Source organism: Ramlibacter aquaticus (assembly GCF_015159745.1).
Lineage (GTDB): Bacteria > Pseudomonadota > Gammaproteobacteria > Burkholderiales > Burkholderiaceae_C > Ramlibacter > Ramlibacter aquaticus.
Genome location: NZ_JADDOJ010000005.1, coordinates 24,763 through 45,088, shown reverse-complemented (window position 1 = coordinate 45,088; position 20,326 = coordinate 24,763). Strand labels below are relative to the sequence as shown.

The 20,326-nt window shown below is 72.2% G+C and carries 17 protein-coding genes and 1 pseudogene; 10 read left to right on the top strand and 8 right to left on the bottom strand.

Annotated features, from left to right (window positions below; translation table 11 throughout):
* Positions 1-9 precede the first annotated feature (9 nt).
* Both IM725_RS02425 and moaC read right to left on the bottom strand, forming a co-directional pair.
* On the bottom strand, positions 10-783 hold the full coding sequence (locus tag IM725_RS02425; RefSeq protein WP_321576183.1) for an alpha/beta hydrolase: 774 nt from the start codon (positions 781-783) through the stop codon (positions 10-12).
* A 29-nt stretch (positions 784-812) separates the two neighbouring features.
* Positions 813-1,304 (bottom strand): cyclic pyranopterin monophosphate synthase MoaC, encoded by a 492-nt coding sequence (gene moaC, locus IM725_RS02420; RefSeq protein WP_193778973.1) that lies wholly within the window; start codon positions 1,302-1,304, stop codon positions 813-815.
* Positions 1,305-1,358: 54 nt separating this feature from the next.
* On the opposite strand from moaC, the gene IM725_RS02415 reads away from it, so the two are divergent.
* Positions 1,359-2,852, top strand: coding sequence for a M48 family metalloprotease (locus tag IM725_RS02415; protein ID WP_193778972.1), 1,494 nt, complete (start codon positions 1,359-1,361; stop codon positions 2,850-2,852).
* On the opposite strand, the gene IM725_RS02410 is transcribed toward IM725_RS02415, so the two are convergent.
* Together IM725_RS02410 and IM725_RS02405 are read right to left on the bottom strand one after the other, a co-directional pair.
* Entirely contained in the window at positions 2,820-3,173 is a 354-nt protein-coding gene (locus IM725_RS02410; protein WP_193779012.1) for a phage holin family protein, read from the bottom strand. The genes IM725_RS02415 and IM725_RS02410 overlap by 33 nt on opposite strands.
* 64 nt (positions 3,174-3,237) lie before the next feature.
* Positions 3,238-3,801: pseudogene (locus tag IM725_RS02405) on the bottom strand (TerC family protein); the annotation flags it as partial.
* A 281-nt stretch (positions 3,802-4,082) separates the two neighbouring features.
* Here IM725_RS02405 and IM725_RS02400 point away from each other — a divergent pair.
* A complete protein-coding gene (locus tag IM725_RS02400) occupies positions 4,083-4,490 on the top strand; it encodes a DUF3717 domain-containing protein (protein ID WP_193778970.1) in 408 nt (135 codons plus the stop codon).
* 6 nt (positions 4,491-4,496) lie between these two features.
* A complete protein-coding gene (locus IM725_RS02395) occupies positions 4,497-4,805 on the top strand; it encodes a DUF2007 domain-containing protein (RefSeq protein WP_193778969.1) in 309 nt (102 codons plus the stop codon).
* On the opposite strand, the gene IM725_RS02390 is transcribed toward IM725_RS02395, so the two are convergent.
* Together IM725_RS02390 and purB are read right to left on the bottom strand one after the other, a co-directional pair.
* Positions 4,802-5,374, bottom strand: coding sequence for a YaeQ family protein (locus tag IM725_RS02390; protein WP_193778968.1), 573 nt, complete (start codon positions 5,372-5,374; stop codon positions 4,802-4,804). The genes IM725_RS02395 and IM725_RS02390 overlap by 4 nt on opposite strands.
* A gap of 7 nt (positions 5,375-5,381) precedes the next feature.
* Positions 5,382-6,761: an adenylosuccinate lyase gene (gene purB, locus IM725_RS02385; RefSeq protein ID WP_193778967.1), complete on the bottom strand. Its 1,380-nt coding sequence runs from the start codon at positions 6,759-6,761 to the stop codon at positions 5,382-5,384.
* 99 nt (positions 6,762-6,860) lie between these two features.
* Here purB and IM725_RS02380 point away from each other — a divergent pair, with 99 nt between their 5' ends.
* The gene (locus IM725_RS02380; protein WP_193778966.1) at positions 6,861-7,475 is read left to right on the top strand and encodes a glutathione S-transferase N-terminal domain-containing protein; all 615 of its coding nucleotides are present in this window, start codon (positions 6,861-6,863) and stop codon (positions 7,473-7,475) included.
* Positions 7,476-7,783: 308 nt separating this feature from the next.
* Here the strand turns inward: IM725_RS02380 and IM725_RS02375 are convergent, their stop codons facing one another.
* Complete coding sequence (locus IM725_RS02375) at positions 7,784-8,389, bottom strand: glutathione peroxidase (protein WP_227753516.1); 606 nt, start codon at positions 8,387-8,389, stop codon at positions 7,784-7,786.
* A 110-nt stretch (positions 8,390-8,499) separates the two neighbouring features.
* On the opposite strand from IM725_RS02375, the gene IM725_RS02370 reads away from it, so the two are divergent.
* Both IM725_RS02370 and rfaE2 read left to right on the top strand, forming a co-directional pair.
* Positions 8,500-9,363 (top strand): ferritin family protein, encoded by an 864-nt coding sequence (locus IM725_RS02370; protein WP_193778965.1) that lies wholly within the window; start codon positions 8,500-8,502, stop codon positions 9,361-9,363.
* Positions 9,364-9,371: 8 nt separating this feature from the next.
* Positions 9,372-9,863, top strand: a complete 492-nt coding sequence (rfaE2, locus tag IM725_RS02365) for a D-glycero-beta-D-manno-heptose 1-phosphate adenylyltransferase (RefSeq protein WP_193778964.1) — start codon at positions 9,372-9,374, stop codon at positions 9,861-9,863.
* On the opposite strand, the gene glnE is transcribed toward rfaE2, so the two are convergent.
* Entirely contained in the window at positions 9,864-12,641 is a 2,778-nt protein-coding gene (gene glnE / locus IM725_RS02360; RefSeq protein WP_193778963.1) for a bifunctional [glutamate--ammonia ligase]-adenylyl-L-tyrosine phosphorylase/[glutamate--ammonia-ligase] adenylyltransferase, read from the bottom strand.
* A 24-nt stretch (positions 12,642-12,665) separates the two neighbouring features.
* On the opposite strand from glnE, the gene IM725_RS02355 reads away from it, so the two are divergent.
* The 4 genes from IM725_RS02355 to IM725_RS02340 are packed head-to-tail and all read left to right on the top strand — an operon-like array spanning position 12,666 to position 20,289.
* Complete coding sequence (locus tag IM725_RS02355) at positions 12,666-16,787, top strand: YhdP family protein (RefSeq protein WP_193778962.1); 4,122 nt, start codon at positions 12,666-12,668, stop codon at positions 16,785-16,787.
* A gap of 18 nt (positions 16,788-16,805) precedes the next feature.
* On the top strand, positions 16,806-17,612 hold the full coding sequence (locus tag IM725_RS02350) for a carbon-nitrogen hydrolase family protein (protein WP_193778961.1): 807 nt from the start codon (positions 16,806-16,808) through the stop codon (positions 17,610-17,612).
* Positions 17,609-19,639: a sensor histidine kinase gene (locus tag IM725_RS02345; RefSeq protein ID WP_287065290.1), complete on the top strand. Its 2,031-nt coding sequence runs from the start codon at positions 17,609-17,611 to the stop codon at positions 19,637-19,639. The genes IM725_RS02350 and IM725_RS02345 overlap by 4 nt, the downstream gene beginning before the upstream one ends.
* 14 nt (positions 19,640-19,653) lie before the next feature.
* Positions 19,654-20,289, top strand: a complete 636-nt coding sequence (locus IM725_RS02340) for a response regulator transcription factor (RefSeq protein ID WP_193778960.1) — start codon at positions 19,654-19,656, stop codon at positions 20,287-20,289.
* The last annotated feature ends 37 nt before the right edge of the window (positions 20,290-20,326 follow it).

The following is a 20,326-nucleotide window of genomic DNA, read 5'->3' as shown; positions in this document are numbered from 1 at the left end:
TCGCGGTCCTCAGTGCGCGAGGATCCAGGCGGCGATCTCGCGCACCACCTCCGGCTCCGCGCCGTTGAAGCCGTGCCAGGCCATGGCGCGGCACGCGTCGCCGGTGGAGGTGCCGCCCTGCACGACCCGCACTTGGCCGGGCACGCCGGTGGGCAGGCGGACGATGAGCCGTGGCAGGTCGGCATAGGCGCTCACGCGGCAGGTGTCGCGGGCGTGGTGCACCGCCAGCACCGGCAGGCGCAAGGTGTCCAGCGGCAGCTCGGGGACGGCCGTGGTGCGTGGGTCGTCCAGGATGGTCGAGGTGAGCACCAGGCCGGCGAGTCCGGGCATGCCCTGCAGGCGCAGCGCCGCCTCGGCGGCCGACTCGGTGCCCCGGCTCGTGCCCACCAGCCAAGCCGGCGCATGTGCCCATTGCCCCGCCCAGCGCAGCACCGCCGCCAGGTCGGCCACGTGCTCGGGGCTGTGGCGCCAGCCGGCCAGGTAGGGCGGGCGGCCGTGGTCCGAGGGCGCGTCCACCACCACGGTCGCAATCCCCTGCGCCAGGTACAGCGCGCGCGTGCGGATGACGAAGTTGTTGGCCATGCGCCCCACGCTGCCGTCGTCCGCGATGCGCGGCGCGCCGTCACCACCGGGCAGCAGCAGGACCACGGCGCGCGGCTGCGCCGGCTGCTGCGCCAGCACGCGCACGCTCACGCCGGGGCGGCTGGGGACATCGACCACCTGGGGCGGCGCGGCCTGGGCGAGGGCGAAGGGCCCTTCCGCCAGCGCGGCAAGGGCCAGCACCAGGCCCCGCCCTGCGCGCCACGGCAGCATCACGCGGCCGCCACCCACGACCCCGACTTCCCGCCGTGCTTCTCCAGCACCTTGACGTCGGTGATGGTCATGCCGCGGTCCACGGCCTTGCACATGTCGTACACCGTGAGCAGCGCCACGTTCACCGCGGTGAGGGCTTCCATCTCGACGCCGGTCGGGCCCACGGTTTCCACCGTCGCCTCGCAGCGCACCGAGTGGCTGTCGGGCTCGACCGTCAGGTCCACCGCGACGCGGGTGATGGCCAGCGGGTGGCACAGCGGGATCAGCTCGCTGGTGCGCTTGGCGCCCTGGATGCCGGCGATGCGCGCCACCCCCAGCACGTCACCCTTCTTCGCCTGGCCCGACTGCACCAGCGCCAGCGTGGCGGGCAACATGTGGATGCGGCCGGCGGCCACGGCCACGCGGCGCGTGGCGGGCTTGCCGCCGACGTCGACCATGTGGGCCTGGCCGGCGGCATCGAAGTGGGTGAGGGGGGAGGTCGGTTGGGACATGGCCGGGCACCAGAATTTACAGGCGATTGACTTTGCTCAGGCATCATACGGGCCGTGCTGACACCCCTGTTCCGCAGGCTGGGCGCCTTGCTGCTCGCGCTGGCCGTGGCCGCGCCGCCGGCCCATGCGCAGCTGCCCGCGCTGGGCGACGGCGGCGACCTCACCGTGGCCGCCGAACGCAAGCTGGGCGAGCGCGTCGCGCGCGAGCTCTACCGCGATCCCGACTTCATCGACGACCCGGTGCTGGACGAGTACGTGGCCGGCATCTGGCAGCGCCTGCTCACTGCTGCCCGCGAGCGCGGCGAGCTGGGCCCCGACATGGACGACCGCTTCGCCTGGCAGGTGCTGCTCGGCAAGGACCGCGAGATCAACGCCTTCGCCCTGCCGGGCGGCTGGATGGGCCTGAACCTGGGCCTCATCAGCGCCACCAGCTCGCGCGACGAGGTCGCGGCCGTGCTGGGCCACGAACTGAGCCACATCACCCAGCGCCACATCTCGCGCATGATGTCGCAGCAGAGCCGCCAGCTCCCCATCATGATGGCGGCCATGCTGCTGGGGGCGCTCACGCTGGGCCGCAATGCCGACGCTGGCAACGCGCTCATCGCCGGCGGCCAGGCGGTGGCGGCGCAGAGCCAGATCAACTTCACGCGTGACATGGAGCGCGAGGCCGACCGCATCGGCCTGGGCGTGATGACGCAGGCGGGCTTCGATCCGCGCGGCTTCGCCAGCATGTTCGAGAAGCTGCAGCAGGCCTCGCGCCTGACCGACAACGGCGCCTTCCCCTACCTGCGCAGCCACCCGCTGACCACCGAGCGGATCGCCGAGGTGCGGCAGCGCCAGCAGCTGGCGCCGACCCTGCCGCCCGCACCCCCCGACGTGGTGCACGCCATGATGGCCGGCCGCGCCCGTGTGCTGTCCAACCCCGGGGTGGACGTGCTGCGCTCCTTCACCACGCCGAACGCCCTGAGCGAAGGCGGCGACCGCGCGCGCCAGGCGGGCGCGCTGTATGCGGCGGCCCTGGCCGAGGCCCGGCTGCGTGACTTCCCGGCCGCGATGCGCCACGCCCAGGCCCTGGCGACGCTGGTGGCCGACACCCCCGAAGCGGCCCGGCAGGCCGGCCTGCTGGCGGCCGAGATCGCGCAGCAGGCGGGCCAGCCCGGCCCGGCCCTGGCGCTGGCCAAGGCCCAGCCGCTGCGCCGGCCCGAACTGGTGCTGTCCTCGGAGGCGGCGCTCCAGGCGGGCCAGGCGTCCGCGGCCTCGGAGCGGCTGCAGACCTGGGTCAGCACCCACCCGCGCGATGGCCAGGCCTGGACGCTGCTGTCCCGGGCCTGGACCGCCCAGGGCCAGACGCTGCGAGCCATACGCGCCGACGCCGAGTCGCATGCCGCCGAGCTGGACTACCAGGCCGCCCTGGACCGGCTGCGTGGCGCGCAGGACCTGGTGCGGCGCAGCGCCACGGGCTCCCGCGACTACTTCGAGGCGTCCATCATCGACGCCCGCGCGCGCGAGATGCAGTCACTGCTTCGAGAACAGGCGCTCGAGCGCTGACTCGATGACGATGCCCAGGAACGAATAGATCAGCGAGCCCACCAGCGCGGCCAGGAACCCCGCCACGTGGAAGCCCGCCAGCATGCTGCCCGCCGCCCAGAACATCAGGGCGTTGATCACGAACAGGAACAGGCCCAGCGTGAGCAGCGTCACGGGCAGCGTGAGCACCACCAGCACCGGCCGCAGCACGCTGTTGAGCAGGCCGATGACGAAGGCGGCAATCAGCGCCGAGCCGAAGGAACGCACCTCCACGCCCGGGTACAGGTAGGCCACGAAGAGCAGCGCCGCCGCGCTGAGCAGCCACTTGGAGATGAGCTTCAGCATCGCGCCAGCATAGCACCGGGCCCGCGCCGGCGGGCCTTCAGGCGCGTCCCAGCCAGCCCTGCAGCAGCGGGTCGTCCCAGATCATCTTGAGGGCCGTGAAGGCCAGCACCGCGGCGCCCGCCTTGCCCAGCCAGGGCCAGCGGTCCATCAGGCGCAGCACCGTCGTGCTGCCGAAGACGACGATGGGCACGCTCACCAGCAGGCCGATCAGCACCAGGCTGAAGGAGCCGTGCGCAGCCCCGGCCACGCCCAGCACGTTGTCGATGCCCATGAGCGCGTCGGCCACGATGATGGTCTTCATGGCGCCGGCCAGCGTGGCCGGCGGCGGCGCGTGCGTCTCGTCGCCCCCGTCCCCGGCCACCAGCCCCCAGGCGATCCACAGCAGCGCGGCGCCGCCGACCGCCAGCAGGCCGGGGACCTTGAGCAGCCAGACCGCGCCCAGCGTCATCAGGGAGCGGATGGCGATGGCGCCGACCGTGCCCCAGGCGATGGCGCGCTTCTGCAGCGCGGGCGGCAGGGCCCGCGCGGCCAGCGCGATCAGGATCGCGTTGTCGCCGGCCAGGACCAGGTCGATGAGGATGATGGCCAGCAGGGCCGACCACCAGGCAGGGGAAAAGAACTCCATGTGCGCGAGGCTCCGTGTCAGTCGAGGGCCGGGTGGCGGCAGCGCAGCGCGGGGACGCGACTTCGATGCGAACCGCCCGGTTCGTATCGAAGGTCTTGCCCGGCGAACGCATGTTGCGTCGCCCGGCAAACCGGTGGCCCGTGGGCCACGTGATGACGGCTTGCCGAGCCCGCGCGTGGGCCGCGCGGGCGGGGCTACTCCCCTTCAGGATCTTTCGATTCTAGGCCATGCGCCGCCGCGCGGCTGGACGTATGATGCGCCCCTTCCCGCATTGCCCGCCCATGGCCGCCATCCACATCACCGACATCGAGGCCGCCATCAACCATTGGCGCGAGCGCAAGCCTTCGCCCGATGGCGTGACCCTGGCGGCGGAGCTGCGCGCGCTGGCCGAGGTCTATGCGCTGATGGTCGTGCAGCACCGCGACGAGGTCGACGAGCAGGCCCTGGCGCCCGCCGCGCAGGCGGCCTGGATGGCCTGGTACGACACCACGCCCGACACCCCCTGCATCGCGATCTGCTCCACCAGCCAGGGCGACGAGCGCTGCAAGGGCTGCGGCCGCAGCTTCGACGAGGTGCAGCGCTGGACCGAGATGAGCCCGGCCGAGAAGCGCAGCACCTGGCGCCGCATCACGCTGGACGGCAGTGCCTGGCGTTTCAACCGCTATGCCGAACGGGCCGCGCGGGCCTGAGCCGGCATGCGCAAGCTGACCCAGGCCCCCAACATCGCGATCGCGGCGCTCTGGGTGGACGCCCTGCGCCAGGGCGGCATCGACGCCGTGATGCAGCGCTATTACCTGGGCGCGGCAGCCGGTGAACTGCCGCCCGACCAGTGCCTGCCCGAGGTGTGGCTGCGCGACGAAGCGCAGGAGCCGGCGGCGCGCGCGCTGCTGGCCGCCCTGCGCCGGGTGCCGCAGCGCCGCTGGGCCTGCGCCTGCGGCGAGATCGTGGAGGGCGGCTTCGAAGCGTGCTGGGCTTGCGGCCGCTGGATGCCGGGTCCGGCCTAGCGGGTGGCCTGTTTCCAGCGCACGGGCTCGAAGGAGACGGTGCGTTCGCTGTTGCCGATCATGAGCGCACCTTCCTGGATGGTGGCCTGCAGCCGCATGCTGCGTTCGGCCAGCTGCGCCAGTTCCGGCGCGGCTTGCGTGGGGATGCGCCAGACCGAGAGGTTGGCCAGGCGCGCCACCTTGTTCTCGATGCCGCGCCACCAGATGTCGGCCGCGCTGGAGAAGGCGTAGACGCAGACCGAATCGGCACGCGAGCAGGCCCGCACCAGCGGCTTTTCCTCGGGCTGGCCCACCTCCACCCACAGGCGGGTGGCGCCGGTGAAGTCGCGCAGCACCACGTCCGGGTCGTCCGGGTTGGACAGGCCCGCCCCGAAACCCAGGGTGCCGTCGCCGCCGCAGTCGTCCTGCAGGCGGTGGGCGTTGAGCGCCAGCGCCGCCAGCCGGACCATCATGCGGTCGTCGGTCTCGCTCGGGTGGCGCGCCAGGGTCAGCGTGTGGTCGGCGTAGTAGCCGTGGTCGATGTCCGCAACCTGGACTTCGGCCTTGAAGATGGTGGACTTGATCGCCAAACCGGACCTACACCCGTCGCGCGAGTTCGGCCGCCTTGCCGATGTAGCTGGAAGGCGTCATGGCGAGCAGGCGCTCCTTCTCGGCCTCGGGGATGTCCAGCGAGCGGATCAGCCCGTGCAGGTCCTCGGCGGCAACGGTCTTGCCGCGCGTCACGGCCTTGAGCTTCTCGTAGGCGCCCTGCACGCCGTAGCGGCGCATCACGGTCTGTATCGGTTCGGCCAGCACTTCCCAGGCGGCGTCCAGGTCGGCGTCCAGGGCCTCGCGGTTGAGTTCCAGCTTGCCCAGGCCGATGCCCATCGAGTGGTACGCCAGCACGGCGTAGCCCAGGGCCACGCCCATGTTGCGCAGCACCGTGGAATCGGTCAGGTCGCGCTGCCAGCGGGAGATCGGCAGCTTCTCCGAGAGGTGGCGCAGCAGCGCGTTGGCCAGGCCCAGGTTGCCTTCGGCGTTCTCGAAGTCGATCGGGTTGACCTTGTGCGGCATGGTGGACGAGCCGATCTCGCCCTCGCGCAGCTTCTGCTTGAAGTAGCCCAGGCTGATGTAGCCCCAGACGTCGCGCGACCAGTCGACCAGGATGGTGTTGGCGCGGGCCACGGCGTCGAAGAATTCCGCCATGTAGTCGTGCGGCTCGATCTGGATCGAATAGGGCTGGAAGGTCAGGCCCAGGCCCAGCGGCTCGGGCGTCTCCACCACCTTGCGGGCGAAGGCTTCCCAGTCGAATTCAGGCCAGGCGGCCATGTGCGCGTTGTAGTTGCCCACCGCGCCGTTCATCTTCCCCAGCAGCTTCACCGCGGCGATGCGCTCGCGGGCGGCGGCCAGGCGCACCACCACGTTGGCGATCTCCTTGCCCACGGTGGTGGGGCTGGCGGTCTGGCCGTGGGTGCGGCTGAGCATGGGCACCTCGGCCAGGGCGTGCGCCATGCTGCGCAGCTTCTCCACCAGGCCGTCCAGTGCCGGCAGGATCACCTGCTCGCGGGCGGCCTTAAGCTGCAGCGCGTGGCTGGTGTTGTTGATGTCCTCGCTGGTGCAGGCGAAGTGCACGAACTCGCTGGCCGCGCGCAGCTCGGGCCGGGCCTCGAACTTGGACTTGATCCAGTACTCCACGGCCTTGACGTCGTGGTTGGTGGTCTTCTCGATCTCCTTGATCGCGTCGGCGTCGGCGCTCGAGAAGTTCTTGACCAGGCCCAGGAGGTAGGTGCGGGCGCCGGGCGTCAGCGGCTTGAATTCAGCGAAGCCCGCATCGGACAGGGCGATGAACCAGCACACTTCCACCTGCACGCGCTTGTGCATGTAGCCCTGCTCGCTCATCAGGGGCCGCAGCGCCGCCAGGCGCCCGGCGTAGCGCCCGTCCAGGGGAGACAGCGCGGATACGGTCGAAGGCATCATCGCCAGGATTGTAGGCGGCAGCCCACGAGCGATGCCGACGAGCCGTCTGTAAAATGGCCCGCACACCCACGAGAACTCGAACGCCAGGACGCCCCCACCATGAAGTTGATCGGATCCCACTCCAGCCCTTACGTGCGCAAGGTTCGCATCGTGATGGCCGAGAAGAAGCTGGACTACGACTTCGTGGAAGAGGACGTGTGGTCGGCGGACACCAGCATCGGCCAGTCCAATCCGCTGGGCAAGGTGCCCTGCCTGGTGATGGAAGGCGGCGAGGCGCTGTTCGACTCGCGCGTGATCGTCGAGTACCTGGACACGCTCTCGCCGGTCGGCAAGCTGATTCCGGCCGTGGGCCGCGAACGCGCCGAGGTCAAGACCTGGGAAGCACTGGCCGATGGCCTGCTGGACGCCGCCATCCTGGCCCGCCTCGAGAAGACCTGGGCCGGTCGCAGCCAGGGCGAGCGCAGCCAGGCCTGGATCGACCGCCAGATGGCCAAGATCCAGGCCAGCCTGAAGGCCATGAGCCAGGGCCTGGGTGACAAGCCGTACTGCGCGGGCATCCACCTCACGCTGGCCGACATCGCCGCCGGCTGCGCCACCGGCTACCTCGACTTCCGCTTCCCGGACCTCGACTGGCGCACGCCCTATCCCAACCTCGCCAAGCTGCACGACAAGCTGGTGCAGCGCGCCAGCTTCCAGGACAGCGCACCCCGCTGACGCGGCCTGCGCGCGACGCCGCCCACGAAAAAGCCCGGCCATGCCGGGCTTTTTCGTGGTGGGCGTCTGCCGTGTTAACCCGCGGTGAAGCCCTTGAATAAAAATGCCGCGAAGCGCCCCGAAACGAAGGAGGGAGGGAGGGAGGAGGAGAAGAGTCGCCTCGGGATTGCACTCCGGGCCGTGGCCCGGAAGGCTTCGCAGCAGTAACCTGGATCGTGTCCCCCTCGCTTGTGCCCGATAGAGTGGGCCAGCGCGCGCAGGGTTCCAGCAGGACGCCGTCCAGGCAGGTAAATTTTTGTGAACCGCCCTCAGGGCGCCGGCGCGGCGAGCTGCTTTTCCAGTTCGCGAACCAGGTCGCGGTCGTCCGGCGTCGTGAGGCTGCTGTAGTTCGCCACCACGGCGCCGTTGCGGGCGACCATGTACTTGTGGAAATTCCACAACGGTGCCCGGCCGGTGATGTGGGCCAGCTCCTTGTACAGGGGGTTGGCGTCCTTGCCGCGCACGCTGGTCTTGCTGAACATGGGGAACTTCACCCCGTAGGTGTTCTCACAGAAGTCCGCGATCTGCTTGTTGTCGCCCGTCTCCTGGGCGAAATCGTTGGACGGGAAGCCCAGCACGACCAGCCCCCGGTCCTTGTACTTGGCGTACAGCGCCTCCAGGCCTTTGTATTGCGGCGTGAAGCCGCAGTAGCTGGCCGTGTTCACCACCAGCAGCACCTTGCCGCTGTACTGGCACAGCGACTGGGGTTTTTCATCCTGAAGCCGCGGGAACACGTATTGAAGGGTGGCGGGGCAGCTTCCTGTGGCCGAAGGTGCTGCGGCGGCCGGGGCCGCGGCGCGGGCCGGCGCCAGGGCGCAGACGGCCAGCAGCCCGGCCAGGCAGGTCATCCATGCGGCGTACACTCTTGTTTTCATGTTGCGAAAACTCCTGGTGGGCCGGCACGAAACAGGGCCATGCCGGCATTTGGTCAAGAGATTTTCACCCTCACCCTTAAAATTCGCTGTTCGACGAAAGTACGCCCCTCATGCTCTATCCGGAATTGTTCAAGCAACTCGAGTCCGTCCGCTGGGACATGGACAAGGACATCCCCTGGAACGAGTTCGACGCGTCGCGGCTCTCGGATGAGCAGGCCTACACCATCAAGATGAACGCCATCACGGAGTGGGCAGCCCTGCCCGCGACCGAGATGTTCCTGCGCGACAACCGCGACGACAGCGATTTCTCCGCCTTCATGTCCATCTGGTTCTTCGAGGAGCAGAAGCATTCGCTGGTGCTGATGGAGTACCTGCGCCGCTTCCGGCCCGACCTGGTGCCCACCGAGGAAGAGCTGCACGCCGTGCGCTTCGAGTTCGAGCCGGCGCCGGCGCTGGAAACCCTGATGCTGCACTTCTGCGGCGAGGTGCGCCTGAACCACTGGTACCGCCGGGCCGCCGAGTGGCACACCGAGCCGGTGATCCGCAAGATCTACACCACGCTGTCGCAGGACGAGGCGCGCCACGGCGGCGCCTACCTGCGTTACATGAAGCGCGCGATCTCGCGCTTCGGCAACGAGGCCAAGGCCGCGTTCAGCAAGGTGGGCGTCCTGATGGCCAGCGCCCGCCGCACCGCGCAGGCCCTGCACCCGACCAACCTGCACGTGAACAAGTCGCTGTTCCCCCGCGACACCATCCAGTCCCGCCTGCCCAACCCGGAGTGGCTGGAGCACTGGCTGGACAAGCAGATCAACTTCGACGCCGCCTGGGAAAGCAAGGTGGTCGAGCGCATCCTGCACAACATGAGCCTGCTGATGGACCGCAGCTTCAAGAGCGTGCAGGAGCTCAACCGCTACCGCAAGGAAATCACGGCCTCGCTGGCACCGGCCGGCGCGCCGCTGCCCAGCGCCGCCTGAGGCGCGCGGTGCAGCCCCCGGGCTTCCTGGACAAGATCGTCGCACGCGCCGCGGCGCGCGAAGCGGTGGCCCGCCTCCCCGGCCCCGTGGTCTTCACCAACGGGGTGTTCGACGTGCTGCATCGCGGCCACGTGGTCTACCTGGGCCAGGCGCGTGCCCTGGGCGCCAGCCTGGTGGTGGCGCTCAATTCGGATGCGTCGGCGCGCCGCCTGGGCAAGGGGCCCGAGCGCCCGCTCAACAACGAGGCCGACCGCGCCGTCATGCTGGCCGCGCTGGACAGCGTGAGTCTGGTGACCTGGTTCGACGAGGACACGCCCACCGCGCTCATCGCCGAGCTGCGCCCCGACATCCTGGTCAAGGGCGGCGACTACGACATGGACACGCTGCCGGAGTCGGCCCTGGTGCGCAGCTGGGGTGGCCAGGCCCTGGCCATTCCCTTCGTGCCCGGCTACTCCACCACGGCCCTGGTACGCCGCATCCGCGGCGACGCCCCGGCCTGATCAGCCGAAGACGGCGCGCCAGAGGGCCAGCACGGCCTCGCGCTCGGCCGTGACGGCCTGCGGCTCCACCTGCGTGGGGGCCTCGTCCAGCCGGGCGCGGTGCTGCACCCGCCGCAGTTCGCGGTAGGCCGCCGCAGCGGCCTGGCCCACGCCGGCCGGCAGCAGCCCGGCCGCCTCGGCCCGCTGCAGCAGGGCGATGTTGCCCACGTTGTCCACCAGCGAAGGGTGCGAGGCCGCGCAGGCCAGCACCAGGAACTGCACCGCGAACTCCGCGTCCACCATGCCGCCGGGGCTGTGCTTCACGTCGAAGCGGCCGGCGGGCACCGGCCGCGCCGCCCGGACCTTCTCGCGCATGCCCACGATCTCGGCCCGCAGCGACTCGCGGTCGCGCGGGGCGGTGATCACGGCCTCGCGCACGGTGTCGAAGCGCTGGCGCAGGCTTTCCTCGCCGAGCACGAAGCGCGCCCGCGTCATGGCCTGGTGTTCCCAGGTCCAGGCGGTGTTGCTGCCGCGGCCGCGCTGGTAGTTGGCGTAGGCGTCGAAGGTGGTGATCAGCAGGCCGGAGCTGCCGTTCGGGCGCAGCGCGGTGTCGATCTCGTACAGGTCGCCCTCGGACGTCTTGGTCGAGAGCCAGTTGATCAGCTTGCGCACGAAGGCGGCGTAGGCCTCCGGCGCGCGCTCGTCCTCGTCCTCGTAGACGAAGACGATGTCCAGGTCGCTGCCGTAGCCCAGTTCCTTGCCGCCCAGCTTGCCGTAGCCGATGATGGCGAAATGCGGCTGTTCGCAGTGGCGCTGCTTCAGCCGCTGCCAGCACCAGCGCGCCGTCACGCGCAGCATGGCGTCCGCCAGGGCGGAGAGGTCGTCCGCCACCTGCTCCACGGTGAGCAGCCCCTCCACGTCGCGCGCCAGGGTGCGGAACACCTCCGCGTGGTGGGCGCGCCGCAGCAGGTTCAGCAGGGCCTCGTCGTCGTCCTCGCCCGTCACCCGCAGGGAGCGCCGCCTGTCCTCCAGCTCGGCTTCGAAATCGGCGGCGGCAAAGCGCTCGCCCAGCAGCTGCTGGCTCGCCAGCTCGTCGATCACCCCGGGGTGTTGCAGCAGGTAGCGGGCGGGCCAGCGCGCCGCGCCCAGCAGGCGCAGCAGCCGCTCGTGCACGCCGGGGCGTTCCACCAGCAGCGCCAGGTAGCTGTCGCGGCGCAGCAGCGGCTCGATCCAGTCGACCATGCGCAGCGCCGCCTCCTCGTTCACCAGACCGGCCTCCAGCCACTGCGCGGTGCGGTCCACCAGCCGGGCCAGCCGCACCCGGGCGTCTTCGCGCAGGGCCAGCACGCGGGGGTGCTGGCGCCAGCCCTGGAGCCGCTCGCGCAGGCGCGGCGGCAGGCCGGCCACGACCTTGTCCAGGTCGGGGGACTGCGACTGCACGGCGCGCGGTCCGGCGCAACCCTTGCAGCCCGCGCTGCCGCCCAGCAGGCGGTCGAACTCCTGCGCCACCAGCTCGCGGTGTTCGTCCAGGGCGTGCAGGAAGGCGCAGGGGTCGGGGAAGCCCAGGCTGCGGGCGATCCAGGCGAGGTCGCCCGTGGGGCCGCTGCCTGGGGCGTCGACGTCCTCGCCGTCGTCGTCCATGGGCAGCACGTGGGTCTGCTGGTCGTCCAGGTACTGGATGCGGTGCTCGACCCGGCGCAGGAACTCGTAGGCGCGCGCCAGGGCCTCGCCCGTGGCCCGCGGCATCAGGTCGGCCGCCTCCAGCCGTTGCAGCGCCGACAGCGTGGCACGGGTGCGCAACTCGGGGAACTGGCCGCCGCGCACCACCTGCAGCAGCTGCACGGTGAATTCGATCTCTCGGATGCCGCCGCGCGACAGCTTCACGTCGTTGGCGCGTTCGGGCCGGCCGGCGCTGCGGCGGGCGGCATGCTCGCGGATCTGCTTGTGCAGCACGCGCAGCGCGTCGAAGACGGCGTAGTCCAGGTAGCGGCGGAACACGAAGGGCAGCACCACGCCGCCCAGCGCCTTGGCCGAGCCGTCGTCGATGGCGGCGCGCGGCGCGACGACCCGGCTCTTGAGCCAGGCGAAGCGTTCCCACTCCCGGCCCTGGACCAGGAAGTAGTCCTCCAGGGCGCCCAGCGAAATCGCCGGCGGGCCGGAGTTGCCGTTGGGCCGCAGCATCAGGTCGACCCGGAACACGAAGCCGTGCTCGGTCACCTCGCCGATGAGCGCGCTGACGATGCGCACCGCCTTGGCGAAGTACTCGTGGTTGCTGATGCGGCCGCGGCCGTTGTCGGTGCCGGCGGTCTCGCCGTCCTCGTCGTAGACGTAGATGAGGTCGATGTCGCTGGAGACGTTGAGCTCGCGTGCCCCCAGCTTGCCCATGCCGACGACCCAGAGCCGGGCCCGGCGGCCGTTCTCGTCCAGCGGGGCGCCGTGCAGCGCATCGAGCTCGCGTTCGGCCTCGGTGCAGGCGATGTCCAGCGCGAATTCGGCGAGCTCGGTGACGCCCCGCGTGACCACCGCCAGCGACGCCTCCTGGTCGCAGTCCAGGGTGAGCAGCCGCTCCATCACCAGCTGCCGCAGCACGCGCAGCGCGGCGCCGGCGGCCAGGCCGCGGCCGCGCAGGGCCTGGAAGACGCTGACCAGGGTGGCCGGGGTGGGGGCGCCCGCGGGCAGGAGCGCGCGCTCCTGGGGGTAGCGGCGGCGGATGCGCTGGGCGAACCGGGAGTGGGCGGACAGCGGCGCGGGCTGCGCCAGCCCGGCGACGGATGAACCCAGGCCCCGTGCGGCGATCATAATTCCCAACGCTTCGATGTTTTCATGACCCACCGCCCGACGAAACCCTCAGGCCCGCTGCGGGCCTATGCCGCCGTGGCGAAGCTGGCGCTCTGGTTGCTGCTGGCAGCCTGGCTCGCGCTGGTGCTGGCCTGGGGTGCTCTCCATCAGTGGATTGTGCCGCGAATCGGCGAGATGCGCCCCCGGGTCGAAGCCGAGGCCTCGCGCGTGCTGGGGGTACCCGTGCGCATCGGCAGCATCGAGGTGCTGACGGAGGGATTCATCCCCTCCTTCGAGCTCAGGGAGGTCGCCCTGCTCGACGCGGCCGGCCGGCCCGCCCTGCTGCTGCCGCGGGTGCTGGCCTCGCTGTCGCCGCGCTCGGTGCTGGCCCTGGGCTTCGAGCAGTTGTACATCGACCGGCCGGAGATCGACATCCGGCGCGACGCCGACGGCCGCGTCCACGTCGCAGGCCTGGACCTGGCCCGGGGCGGCGCCGGGGGCGGCGGCGCCGACTGGTTCTTCGAGCAGCCCGAATTCGTGATCCACGAGGGCACGGTGCGCTGGCATGACGAGATGCGGGGCGCGGCGCCCCTGGCGCTGGAGCACGTGGACCTGGTGGTGCGCAACGGCGCCCGGCGCCATGCGATCCGCCTGGACGCGACGCCGCCCACCGCCTGGGGCGAGCGCTTCAGCCTGCGCGGCATCTTCCGCCAGCCCCTGCTGTCCACGCATGCCGGCCATTGGCGCGACTGGGACGGCCAGCTGCACGCGGATTTCGCCCGCGTCGACGTGACCGAGCTGGGGCGCTACGCCGACCTGGGCATCCAGGTCAGCCATGGCCACGGCGCCGTGCGCGCCTGGGCCGACGTGGCCCACGGGGTCGTCACCGGCGGCACCGCCGACCTGGCGCTGGCCGACGTGGACACCACGCTGGGCCCCCGGCTGGCGCCGCTGGCGCTGGCCTCGATCTCGGGCCGCCTGGGCGGCAAGCGGCTGGACGGCGGCTTCGAGCTGGAGACCACGGGGCTGCAGTTCCAGACCCGCGAAGGCCAGCGCTGGCCGGGCGGCAACGTCTTCCTGCGCTGGCTGGACGCCTCCGGCCAGCACCCGCCGCAGGGCGAGCTGCGCGCCGACCGGCTGGACCTGTTCGCCCTGGGCCAGGTCGCGGCGCGGCTGCCCCTGTCGCAGGCGACGCACGACGCGCTGACGGCCTATGCGCCGCGCGGCGAGGTGGAGCTGCTGCAGGCCCGCTGGACCGGCCCGCTGGACGCCTTGCAGAGCTACCAGGCCCGGGTGCGGGCCAGCGGCCTGGAGATCGCGGCGCAACCGGCACTGGCGGCCAGCGCCGGCCACCCGGGGCATGGCGCGACGCCGGGCGTGCGCGGCGCCAGCGTGGACCTGGACCTGACCCAGGCCGGCGGCAAGGGCCGCATCCGCCTGCACAACGGCCTGCTGGACCTGCCGGGTGTGTTCGAGGACCCGCTGCTGCGCATGGACGATCTCTCGGCCGACCTGCAATGGAAGCTCGATGGCCCCGCGATCTCGGCCAGCGTGAACGGCCTGCGCTTCAGCAACGCCGACGCCCAGGGCGAGCTGCAGGCCAGCTGGAAGACCGGCACGGGCGCGCGACGCTTCCCCGGCGTGCTGGACCTGCAGGCCACCATCGCGCGCGCCGACGGGGCCCGCATCTGGCGCTACCTGCCCCTGGGCGTTCCCCAGGAGGCGCGCAGCTATGTGCGCGAGGCCGTGCTCAGCGGCCAGGCCAGCGGCGGCAAGGTGCGGGTGCGCGGCGACCTGGCCGACTTCCCGTTCCGCAGCCCGCGCCAGGGCGATTTCCGCATCAGCACCGAGGTGCGCAACGCCACCCTCGCCTACGTGCCGCGCAGCGCCACCCCGAGCGGGCCGGCCTGGCCCGCGCTCACCCAGCTCAGCGGCGAGTTGGTCTTCGAGCGCGCCGGCATGGCGGTCAAGGGCGCCACAGGCCGCATCCTGGGGGCGCCGGGGCTGCAGTTCCGCGCCGAGGCCCAGATCCCCAACCTGGACGCCACCACCGTCGGCGTCACGGCCGACATCAAGGGCCCGCTGCCCGACGCGCTGGCGGTGGTGAATGGCTCGCCCATCCGCGAGCTGGTCAGCCAGAGCCTGGCCCGCGCCAGCGCCACCGGCCCGACCGAGGTGCGGCTCAAGCTCGAGCTGCCCGTGGCCAGCCTGGACAAGTCACGCGTGCAGGGCAGCGTGCTGCTCGCCGGCAACGACGTGCAGCTCACGCCCGACATCCCGCTGCTGGCCCGCGCGCGCGGCACCGTCGCCTTCAACGAGCGCGGCTTCACGCTCACGGGCACGCAGGCCCGTGCGCTGGGCGGGGACGTGCGCATCGAGGGCGGCACCCGGCCGGCCCCGGGGCCGCGGCCGGAGACCTGGGTCCAGATCCGCGCCACGGGCACCGCCACGGCCGAGGGCCTGCGCCAGGCGCGCGAGCTGGGCTTCGTGGCCCGCCTGGCCCGCGACGCGACCGGCAGCGCCCCCTACAGCGTGGGCGTGCTGGTGCGGCGCGGCGTGCCCGAGGTCACCGTCGCGAGCACCCTGCAGGGGCTGGCCGTAAACCTGCCGCCGCCGCTGGCCAAGACAGCGGAGCAGAGCCTGCCCCTGCGCTTCGAAACCGCGCTCACCCGCGAATCGGCGGCGGCCCCGGCCGCCAGCGGGCGGCTGCAGGACCAGCTCAGCCTGGACCTCGGCCGCCTGCTGCAGGTCAGCTACCTGCGAGACCTCTCGGGCCCCGATCCCCGCGTGCTGCGCGGCACGCTGGCCCTGGGCCTGGCGCCCGGCGAATCCGTGGCCGCGCCCGAGCAGGGCGTGGCGGCCAACGTCAACCTGGGCGCGGTCAACCTGGACAGCTGGTCCGAGCTCTTCTCGTCGTCGCAGGCGTCCGCCCGCGGGCCGGCCGCCGCGGCGAACGGCAGCGCCCCGGCCGCCAGCGCGGCGTCCAGCCTGCAGTCCTACCTGCCCACCGTCATGGCGCTGCGGGCGCGCGAGCTGGTGCTGGACGGGCGGGCCCTGCACAACGTGGTGCTGGGCGGCTCGCGCGAGGGCGGCACCTGGCGCGCCAACGTGGACGGGGCGGAACTGGGCGGCTACATCGAATACCGCCAGGCCAGCGCCGGTCCGGCGCGGGTCTACGCACGGCTGTCCCGGCTGTCGCTGGCCGCGCAGGCCGCCCGCGAGGTCGAGACCCTGATCGACGAGCAGCCCTCGGCCCTGCCGGCCCTGGACGTGGTGGTGGACGAGTTCGAGCTGAAGGGCCGCAAGCTCGGCAGGCTCGAGGTCGAGGCGCAGAACCGGGGCGCGGGGGCGCAGCGCGAGTGGCGGCTCTCGCGCATGAACCTCAGCCTGCCCGAGGCCAGCTTCTCCGCCACCGGCAACTGGGCCGTGCTGGCGGCGCCGCCCTCGGCCGCGCCGCCGCCGCGCGGCGCCCGGCCCGCGCCCGAGCGCATGCGCACCGCCCTGCGCTTCCGGCTCGACATCGCCGATTCCGGACAGCTGCTCGCCCGCTTCGGCATGAAGGACGTGCTGCAGCGCGGCCGTGGCCGCATGGAGGGCCAGGTGGCCTGGCTGGGCTCGCCGCTCTCGCTCAACTACGCCAGCATGGACGGCGCCTTCAACGTCAACGTGGAGGCCGGGCAGTTCCTCAAGGCCGACCCGGGGCTGGCCAAGCTGCTGGGCGTGCTCAGCCTGCAGGCCTTGCCGCGCCGCCTGGCGCTGGACTTCCGGGACGTCTTCAGCGAGGGCTTCGCCTTCGATTTCGTGCGTGGCGACATCACCATCCAGGACGGCATCGCCGCCACCAACAACCTGCAGATGAAGGGTGTCAACGCCGCCGTGCTCATGGACGGCAAGGCCGACATCGCGCGCGAGACGCAGGACATCAAGGTGGTGGTGGTGCCCGAGATCAACGCCGGGACCGCCTCTCTGGTGGCCAGCGTGATCAACCCGGCGATCGGCCTGGGCAGCTTCCTGGCGCAGCTGGTGCTGCGCCAGCCGCTGATCCGCGCCGCCACGCAGGAATTCCACGTCGGCGGCACCTGGTCCGACCCGCAGGTCACCCGCATTCCGCGCGGCGCGGCCACCGAGGCCGCCGCCGCCCAGCCGCCCCGCGCGGGCACCAACTGACACGCCAGAAAGCCGTCCATGAAAGTCGCCGCGATCCAGATGGTGTCCGCCACCTCGGTGCAGGCCAACCTCGAGGCCGCGCGCCGTCTGCTCGAGCAGGCGGCGCGCGCCGGTGCCGAACTCGCGGTGCTGCCCGAGTATTTCTGCCTCATGGGCCGCGTGGACGGTGACAAGCTGGCGGTGCGCGAGGCCGCCGGCGAGGGGCCGATCCAGGCCTTCCTCGCCGGTGCCGCGCGCGAGTTCGGGCTGTGGCTGGCCGGCGGCACGCTGCCGCTGGCCGCCGGGGACGCGGCCCATGTGCGCAACACCCACCTGGTGTACGCGCCCGATGGCAGCCTGGCGGCGCGCTACGACAAGATCCACCTGTTCTGGTTCGACAACGGCCGCGAGCGCTACGACGAATCGCGCCTGATCGAGCCGGGCCGCGAGCCGGTGGCCTTCGACCTGCCCTCGCGCGACGGCCATCGCTGGCGCATCGGCCTGTCCGTCTGCTACGACCTGCGCTTCCCCGAGCTGTACCGGGCGCTGGCGGCCGACGTGCTGCTGGTGCCCAGCGCCTTCACCTGGACCACCGGCCAGGCCCACTGGGAGGTGCTTCTGCGGGCCCGTGCGATCGAGAACCTGGCCTGGGTGGTGGCGCCCGCGCAGGGCGGCACGCACGAGAACGGACGCCGCACCTGGGGCCACACCCTGGTGGCCGACCCCTGGGGCCAGGTGCTGGCCCGGCGCGAGGAGGGCGAAGGCGTGGTGCTGGCCGACCTGGACCCGCAGCAGCAGCAGCGCCTGCGCGCCCAGCTTCCGGCGCTGGAGCACCGCGTCCTGTGAACCCGGCGGGCTTCGCCTGGCGACGCGCGCCCGGCACCGGGCGCTGGCTGCTGTGGACCGCGCTGCTGCTGCTGGTGGCCAGCCTGCTGGTGACGCTGGTGTGGCTGGCCGGGCGCTACGAGAGCAGCCGGGCCCAGGAGCGCGTGGAGCGGGACAACGCCGAGGCCCTGGCGGACATCCGGGCCGGCCTGGGGCGCAACGTGCAGACGCTGCAGGCCCTGCAATCGGGCGAGCCCGCGCCCGGCGAGTGGCAGCGCCGCGCCCAGGCGCTGCTGGGCGAGCACCGCGAATGGCTGCGCCTGGAGTGGCGCGATGCCGGGCTGCGCGTCCGCGCCTCGGCCGGAACGCCCTACCGCCCCGGCGCCTACGACCGGCTGGGCCGCGACAACGCCGAGCCCGACGTGGCGCAGGCCTGCACGAACGCGCGCCGCCTCTCGGGGCCGGCCTATGCGCCCAGCTACTTCCTGCCGCAGGCCGACGGCCTGGGCCTGGAGGTGATGGAGCTGTGCCTGCCGCTGGCGCACATGGGGCAGCCGGCCGAGTACCTGGTCGCCACCTACGCGCTCAGCGAGATCCTGGGCGGCATGGTGAGCCAGTCGCTCACGCGCAGCCAGGACCTGTCCTTCACCGAGGCCGACGGCACCCGGCTGGCGGTGCGCGGCATCGCGCCGCGGGGCGGCCAGGTCTTCAGCTCCAGGCAGCTGCTGGACCTGCCCGGCGAGACCCTGGTGCTGCGCCTGGACAGCTGGCGCGGCGCGCCGCAGCTGTTCCCCAACGTGCTCACCGCCCTGGTCGCCGCCATGTCGGTGGCGCTGCTGCTGGTGCTGTGGCTGCTGGCCAAGGACACGCGCCGGCGCCTGCAGGTCGAACGCGACCTGGCCGATGCGCTGGCCTTCCGCAAGGCCATGGAGGATTCCCTGGTGACCGGCTTGCGCGCGCGCGATCTCGAGGGCCGCACCACCTACGTCAACCCCGCCTTCTGCCAGATGGTGGGGTTCCCGGCCGAGGCCCTGGTCGGCCATGGTTCGCCCCAGCCCTACTGGCCCTCGGAGCTGGCCGCCGAGTACAGCCAGCGCCAGGCGGTGCGCCTGTCGGCCCAGGCGACGCCGCCGCGCGAGGGCTTCGAGTCCATCTTCATGCGCCAGGACGGACGCCGCTTCCCGGTGCTCATCATCGAGGCGCCGCTGATCAACCAGCATGGCGTGCAGACCGGCTGGATGAGCGCGATCCTGGACATCAGCGAGCAGCGCCGCGTGGAGGAGCTCTCGCGTGCCAGCCAGGAGCGCCTGCAGGCGACCGCCCGCCTCGCCACCGTGGGCGAGATGGCCTCGCTGCTCTCGCACGAGCTGAACCAGCCGCTGGCGGCGATCGCCAGCTACGCGACCGGCTCGCTCAACCTGCTGCAGGCGCAGCCGGCCGGGGCCGGGCCGGCGGACGCGGAGCCGCTGGGCGACATCGCGCTGGCCATGCGGCGCATCGCCGAGCAGGCCGAGCGCGCGGGCCGCGTGATCCGCAGCGTGCACGACTTCGTGCGGCGGCGCGAGAGCGCGCGCGAGCCGGTGGCGGCCGGCCAGCTGCTGGACGCGGTGATGCCGCTGGTGAACCTGCAGGCGCGCAAGCTGGGCGTGCGCGTGAGCACCCGGCTGGCCCCCGGCCTGCCGCCGGTGCAGTGCGACCGCACCATGGTCGAGCAGGTGCTGCTGAACCTGGCGCGCAACGCCATGCAGGCGATGGACGAGGCCGCCGTGGAAGATCCGTCCCTGCTGATGGCGGTGCGCCAGGTGCCCGGGGCCGGCGGCAAGGCCTGGCTGGAATTCTCCGTGGCCGACGTCGGGCCGGGCATCGCGCCCGAGGTCCGCCAGCAGCTGTTCACCCCCTTCTTCACCACCAAGGCCGAGGGCATGGGCCTGGGGCTGTCGCTGTGCCGCACGGTGGTGGAGCAGCATGGCGGTTTCCTCGCCTTCGAGGCCCGCGAGGCGCGCGGTACGATCTTCCGGTTCACCCTGCCGGCCGCGCCGGCGCACTGAATCCCCCGCCCTCCATGCAACCTGCGCAGGCCGCCACCGTGTTCATCGTCGACGACGACGCGGGCGTGCGCGAGGCCCTCGCCTGGCTGCTGCGCACCCGGCGCCTGCTGAGCGAACCCTTCGCCAGCGCCGAGGACTTCCTGGCCCGCATGGCGGGCCACGAGCCGGCCGAGCCCTGCTGCCTGCTGCTGGACGTGCGCATGCCGGGCATGAGCGGGCTGGCGCTGTTCGAGCAGCTGCAGGCGCGCGCGCTCGCGGCCCTGATGCCGGTCATCTTCCTGACCGGGCACGCCGACGTGCCGACAGCGGTCGACCTGGTCAAGCGCGGCGCCTTCGATTTCTGCGAGAAGCCTTTCTCCGACAACGCGCTGGTCGACCGCATCGAGAAGGCGCTGGCCCTGTCGGCGCTGGCCCTGTCGGCGCGGCGCGAGCAGCTGCGGCTGCAGGCCCGGCTGGCGGAGCTGACCGAGCGCGAGCGCGACGTGATGCGCCTGGTGGTCGAGGGCCTGCCCAACAAGCTGATCGCCGACCAGCTGGACATCAGCGTGCGGACGGTGGAGGTGCACCGCGCCCGGCTGTTCGACAAGATGGAGGTCAAGTCGGCGGTCGAGCTCGCGAACCTGCTGCGCGGCCTGCCGGCGGGGGCCTAGCGGGGCGACTCGTCGTCGCGCGGCGGCTCACCCTTCT